Below are 6226 nucleotides of genomic sequence, written 5' to 3' on the forward strand. Positions count from 1 at the left end.
GCGCGGAACCGGGTCGCGTCGGAGATCCGGACCGTCTCAGCGTCTTTGCCGCTCAGCCGGGCCTCCTCCCGCTCGTCCGCCAGTGATGACGGGCGGCCCGGTGTCCGGTGACCGCTCTGCGAAGTATGCGGTAGTCCCTGGCGAGTTGCTCGCCCGAGTCCAGGGCATCGCCGACAGGCGAATGCCGGCTCGCGGGGCCCGCGCAAGAAGCCTAATCGTCACACCCATCGGTCTCGGGGGGTGGGACCGCGCTTGGTACCGTCCCGCCGTGAGCGAAGCCGCTGTCGTGCCAGCATTGGGGGGCATGTCCGACATCGGCGACCCCGCGCGGCCAGGCCCGGCCCGGCCAACCCGGCGCTGGTGGCTGCTGCTGGCGCTGATCCTGGCGGTCGGCCTCGGTGTCCGCCTGTGGTACCTGTTCGCCTACCTGCACCCCGCCCAGGTCATCGGCGACCCGCTGTACTACCACCAGGCGGCGAACCTCTTCGCCAGCGGGCGCGGCTGGCCGGACCCCTACGAGCTGAAGATCAACCACCGGTACGTGGCGGACGCGCAGCATCCGCCGCTGACGAGCGCCCTGCTCGCGCTGCCGTCGCTGGTCGGGCTGACCACGTTCCTGGAACACCAGATCTTCGAGTGCCTGCTCGGCACCCTGGCGGTCTTCTTCGTGGCGCTGACCGGCCGCCGGGCCGCCGGGCCGGTCGCCGGCCTGGTCGCGGCGGCGATCGCCGCGGTCTACCCGGGGATGTGGATCAACGACCCGCTGGTGATGTCGGAGACGACCGGCATCCTGGCCTGCTCGGTGCTGCTGTGGCTGGCCTACCGGTACTGGGAGCGCCGCGGCTACCTGGACGCCGCGCTGCTCGGCGTCGCCGCCGCGGCGGCCGCGCTCGCCAGGGCGGAACTGCTCCTGCTCACGCTCTTCCTGGTCACCCCGCTGATCCTGCTGGCCCGGCCGCGGGGGGACAGCCGCCTGGCGTCGTGGCGGCGGGCCGTCGCGCTGCTGGTGACCGCGGGCGCCGCCTGCGTGCTCGCGATCGCGCCCTGGGCGATCTACAACATGACCAGGTTCCATCAGCCCGAGTACCTCTCCACCGGGCTCGGCACGACGCTGGCCGTCACGACCTGTGACGAGACCTACTCGGGGCCCGCGCTCGGCTTCTGGGACTTCGACTGCGTCCTGGCGATCCCGAACCCGCCCACCGAGCGCTCCGACCGGGACGTCTTCTACCGGAAGGTGGCCTACACCTACCTCGGCGCGCACGAGCACGAGCTGCCGAAGGTGGCACTGGCCAGAATCGGCCGGACCTGGGGCCTGTTCCACCCGTTCCAGCAGATCCAGCTCGACACGATTGAGCAGCGGCCGATCCGCGTCAGCCAGGTCGCCCTCGGCTCGCTGTGGCTGCTGATGGCGGCGGGCGCCGTCGGCTCGGTGGTGCTGCGCCGGCGCCGGGCGCTGCTGCTGCCGCTCGTGGCGCTGCCCGGCGCGCTGACGGTCGCGTCGACGATGGTCTACGGGACCAGCAGGTTCCGGGCCGTCGCCGAGCCGGCGGTGGTGCTGCTCGCCGCCGTCGCGTTCGCCGCCATCCGCGGCCGGTTCACCCCGCGCGGCCGGCACAGCGGCCCGCCGCGACCGGTGATTCCGCTCGCCCGGCCGGAGCTCGGCTCGAGCGATGAGCCGGCGGGGTCGCTCCGTTCCGGCGAGCTGACGGTGCCGCTTCGCTCCCGCCCGCCGGGTCCCGCGGTCGGGGCCGGCGGCGGGCCACCGACGACGCCCCTCGGGCTCGGCCCCGCGGCCGACGGCGGCGGCGAGCCCTAGCCGGCGGCTCGGCGACGGATGTGGTGGCCAGGTCACGATCCGTCTGGCGACGGTGCTGCGTCGTGACTGATCCGGCGTCCGCGCGCACCCTGGAACAGTCCTGGTACTTTACCGACCGTGTCGGTCCGCAGCTTCCCGCGACTCGCGCCGTGAGCGGCCTGGGCATCCGCCAGCTGGCTCGTTCCGACGATCCGACGACCATCGCGGTCGACGGGGGCACGACGGTCATCGGAGCGACGACCGGCCCGGCCGCCGCCGCCCAGCCGAGCGTCCCGGTTCGTCGGGACACCACGGTCTTCCCCGGCTTCGACGGCCTGCGTGCCATCGCGGCGATCCTCGTGCTGGTCGTGCACGCCGGTTTCATGACCACGCTGACGCTGCAGACGAAGTTCGGCCCTTACGTCGCCCGGGCCGAGATCGGCGTCGCGGTCTTCTTCCTGATCTCCGGCTTCCTGCTCTACCGGCCCTCCGTCGCCCGCCACTTCGCGCTGGCCGACCAGGGCGGCGGCCAGGACATCCCGGACGCCGGCGGGTTCTGGATTCGCCGGTTCATGCGGATCGTCCCGCTCTACTGGCTGGTCTTCGTGATCAGCCTGGTCGTCATCACCGACAAGATGATCGTCGCCAACGTCAAGGGTCTCGCCGAGTGCCTGCTGTTCCTGCAGGGCTACCAGCCGGCGTGGGCCCTGCAGGGCCTGACCCAGGCCTGGACGCTCGACGTCGAGGTCGCCTTCTACCTGTTCGTCCCGCTCTTCGCCTGGGTGCTGGGCCGGCGGGTGCGCTCGCCGCGGATCCAGCTGCTGCGGGAGCTGACCGGCGTCGCGGCGCTCTACCTGACCGGCACGCTGGTGCACTGGCGGATGGTCGGCCACGCCCACGGCTGGACCGCCGGCTGGCCGGCGTGGCTGCCGGTCTGGTGGGACCTGTTCTCGCTCGGGATGTTCCTGGCGGTGGTCTCGGCCTGGTACGGCCGGCAGGGGCGCCACCCGCGCTGGTCGACGCTGCCGGGTTCGGGGACGGTCTGCTGGCTGCTCGCGGCCCTCTGCTACTGGATCGCGAGCAACAAGATCGGGCTGCCGCGCTGGCCGATTTACCAGGCGACCGTGCGGACCGACCTCGGCAAGCACCTCTTCTACGGGCTCTTCGGGTTCTTCCTGCTGCTGCCGGCCGTGTTCGGGCCGCAGCGACGCGGGATCGTGCGCCGGTTCCTCGCCAGCCGGGTCATGACGTTCCTCGGCTCGATCTCCTACGGCATCTACCTGTGGCACCAGACCGTCATCGACGTGGTGATGGAGCGCAGCGGCTGGAAGCTCTGGCAGGTCGGTTTCGTGCCGTTGTTCTCCGTGGTGTTCGTCGTCACGGTGGTGCTGGCGACTCTCACCTACTACCTGGTCGAGCGTCCCTGCCAGAACCTGGCACGGGGCTGGGCTCGGCAGTGGAAGAACCGCGCCCGGCGCCGGCCGCTCACCGTGGCGGCCACCCGCCTCGCCCGGCTGGCCCGCCCGCGCGAGCCCGAGCCCGAGCCCGACCGCGCCGTGCCGGCCCAGCCGGTCGCGCCGGGCGCGGGCCCCGCGCCCACCGCGACCGGGCCGTCCGGGGCACGCCACTCGGCCGGATCGGGCGTGAGACTCCTGGCAGGACCGGCCGGGGGCGCCACGCCGTGGGCGGGCGTAGCGGCAACCGACACCTCGGTGGGCGTATTTGACCAGACAACCGTCCCGGTGCTCGCGGAGACGGACACCCCGGATAAGATGACGCGCGAGGGCGGCTAGGCAGGCCCGGCTAGGCAGGCCAGCGGTAGGTGGCACAGCGGGCGGCCCGGTAAGCGGCCTGGCAGACGGCTTGGTAGGTGGTTCAGCGGGCGGCTCGGCGCGGCACGCGTGAGCCTGCCCACGGCCTCCCGTTGACCTCGCCGGAGGGGCTTCCCTAGACTGGGGTCGGCACGAGGGTCCGTGGGTCTCAGACCGAGCGGATCCACTCGAGCAGTCGTTATCGGTTCTGACAGTGTCGTTGTCAGCGCAAAGTCGTTGTAGCGCGTCTTCTGTCCCTCCGTCCCGGCGGTTCGACCCGGCTCTCGCGCTGACGTCAACCCCTAGTCGGAGCCGACCCCTTGACGAGCACCACCGACGTTCGACCCGTGGAGACCGTGACCAGCCCGCCAAGCCCGACCACACCACAGGTCGCGGTCAACGACATCGGCTCGGCCGAGGACTTCCTCGCCGCCGTCGACCTTACGATCAAGTTTTTCAACGACGGGGACATCGTCGACGGCACCATCGTCAAGGTGGATCGTGACGAGGTGCTGCTGGACATCGGTTACAAGACCGAGGGTGTCATCCCGTCCCGCGAGCTTTCGATCAAGCACGACGTGGACCCGCACGAGGTCGTCGCGGTTGGTGACCACGTCGAGGCTCTCGTCCTCCAGAAGGAGGACAAAGAGGGTCGGCTGATCCTGTCCAAGAAGCGCGCCCAGTACGAGCGCGCCTGGGGCACGATCGAGAAGCTCAAGGAAGAGGACGGCGTCGTCACGGGCACCGTCATCGAGGTCGTCAAGGGCGGTCTGATCCTCGACATCGGCCTGCGTGGCTTCCTGCCCGCGTCGCTGGTCGAGATGCGCCGTGTCCGCGACCTCCAGCCCTACGTCGGCCGTGAGCTCGAAGCCAAGATCATCGAGCTGGACAAGAACCGCAACAACGTGGTTCTGTCGCGGCGGGCGTGGCTGGAGCAGACGCAGAGCGAGGTCCGCTCCGAGTTCCTCTCGCAGCTGGCCAAGGGGCAGATCCGCAAGGGTGTCGTCAGCTCCATCGTCAACTTCGGCGCCTTCGTCGACCTCGGCGGGGTCGACGGCCTGGTGCACGTCTCCGAGCTGTCCTGGAAGCACATCGACCACCCGTCCGAGGTGGTCGAGGTCGGCCAGGAGGTCACCGTCGAGGTTCTCGACGTCGACCTGGACCGCGAGCGGGTCTCGTTGTCGCTGAAGGCGACGCAGGAAGACCCGTGGCGCCAGTTCGCCCGGACGCACGCCATCGGCCAGGTCGTCCCGGGTCGCGTCACCAAGCTCGTGCCGTTCGGCGCCTTCGTCCGCGTGGACGAGGGGATCGAGGGTCTGGTCCACATCTCCGAGCTGGCCGAGCGCCACGTGGAGATCCCGGAGCAGGTCGTCAACGTCGGCGACGAGATCCTGGTCAAGGTCATCGACATCGACCTCGACCGGCGCCGGATCAGCCTCTCGCTGAAGCAGGCGAACGAGGCCGCGGCGCTGTCCGGTGACGGCGAGACCTTCGACCCGAGCCAGTACGGCATGGAAGCCAAGTACGACGAGGCCGGCAACTACGTCTACCCGGAGGGTTTCGACTCCGAGACCGGCGAGTGGCTGCCCGGCTTCGAGACCCAGCAGGCCGAATGGGAGCGGCAGTACGCCGAGGCCCAGGCCCGCTTCGAGGCGCACCAGGCGCAGATCCGCGCCGCCCGCGAGGCCGAGGCCGCCGCGGTCGCGCCGTCGTCGTACTCCTCGGAGTCCCAGCAGCCGGCCGCCTCGGCGATCGACGAGGAGGCCCTGCGCCGCCTGCGCGAGCAGTTCGGTCGCGGCTAGTCCGGCCTGGGGGCTCGACCCTCTGAGCTAGACACGCTGATCGCCCCGCCGGCTACTGCCGGCGGGGCGATTCCGCGTTCGGGGTTCTCTGCGTTCCGGGACCAGCAAGATCGCTGTTTTGGCCCTCGGGTGGCTGTGACCGCGGCGGTTTTGTGACCATGCGGGGGCCAAAACGACGATCAAGCCAGCGGCCGACCTTGCCGGACGCCGGCACTGGTGCTGATTAGGGGAAGGGCCGACCATGGTTCGCGGCCGGGGTGGATTGCGCTGAATCTTTTCCGCGGGATCTGGGCCGGCGTTTCTCCAGGGTGGGCGAGGGTATTTTCCCAGCCTTACCGTCGAGCACGTCGGAGGCTGCGGTGTTCCAAATCCTGTGGATCGTGATCGGCGGGGCGATCATTGGTCTGATTGCCCGTGCGCTGATGCGTCGAGGGTCGGTCCCCCTGTGGGCGACCGTCTGCCTGGGAATTCTGGGCGCGCTTATCGGAAACGCCATCGCCGGGGCCATCGGGGTGCGGCACACGGGCGGAATCGACTGGATCCGCCACATCCTGCAGATCGGGGTCGCCTGCGCCCTGGTCGCCCTCGTCGGGCCGCTCGTGATGCGTGGCCGACGCGGTGGCGGCGGCGGAGGCACGGGGCAGCACATGTTCTCCGGCTCCGGCCGCGGCCACAAGTCCAGCCGCGACCGCGACCGCTCGCACATGGACATGCACTAGACAGCCGGTAGAGCGTCGCGGGGGGGGGGGGGGGGCGCCCCCCCCGCCCCCCCCGGGGGCCCCCCGGGCCACCGAGAGAGGTGATCAAATGGCAAA

General features: G+C 70.8%; 4 protein-coding genes. All 4 read left to right on the plus strand.

The features are described from left to right. Positions 1-268 precede the first annotated feature (268 nt). The 4 genes from I6A60_RS33010 (at position 269) to I6A60_RS33025 (ending at position 6130) form a co-directional block, all read left to right on the plus strand. Positions 269-1819: a glycosyltransferase family 39 protein gene (locus I6A60_RS33010; RefSeq protein WP_374113372.1), complete on the plus strand. Its 1551-nt coding sequence runs from the start codon at positions 269-271 to the stop codon at positions 1817-1819. A gap of 62 nt (positions 1820-1881) precedes the next feature. Further along, positions 1882-3591: an acyltransferase family protein gene (locus I6A60_RS33015; protein ID WP_307873981.1), complete on the plus strand. Its 1710-nt coding sequence runs from the start codon at positions 1882-1884 to the stop codon at positions 3589-3591. Positions 3592-3929: 338 nt separating this feature from the next. Then, entirely contained in the window at positions 3930-5411 is a 1482-nt protein-coding gene (gene rpsA / locus I6A60_RS33020) for a 30S ribosomal protein S1 (protein ID WP_203017171.1), read from the plus strand. Positions 5412-5770: 359 nt separating this feature from the next. Beyond that, positions 5771-6130 carry a GlsB/YeaQ/YmgE family stress response membrane protein gene (locus I6A60_RS33025; protein ID WP_203017169.1) on the plus strand — a complete coding sequence of 120 codons (360 nt, stop codon included), beginning with the start codon at positions 5771-5773 and terminating at the stop codon, positions 6128-6130. The last annotated feature ends 96 nt before the right edge of the window (positions 6131-6226 follow it).

This window comes from Frankia sp. AgB1.9, assembly GCF_016786355.1.
In the GTDB taxonomy this organism is placed as follows: Bacteria; Actinomycetota; Actinomycetes; order Frankiales; family Frankiaceae; genus Pseudofrankia.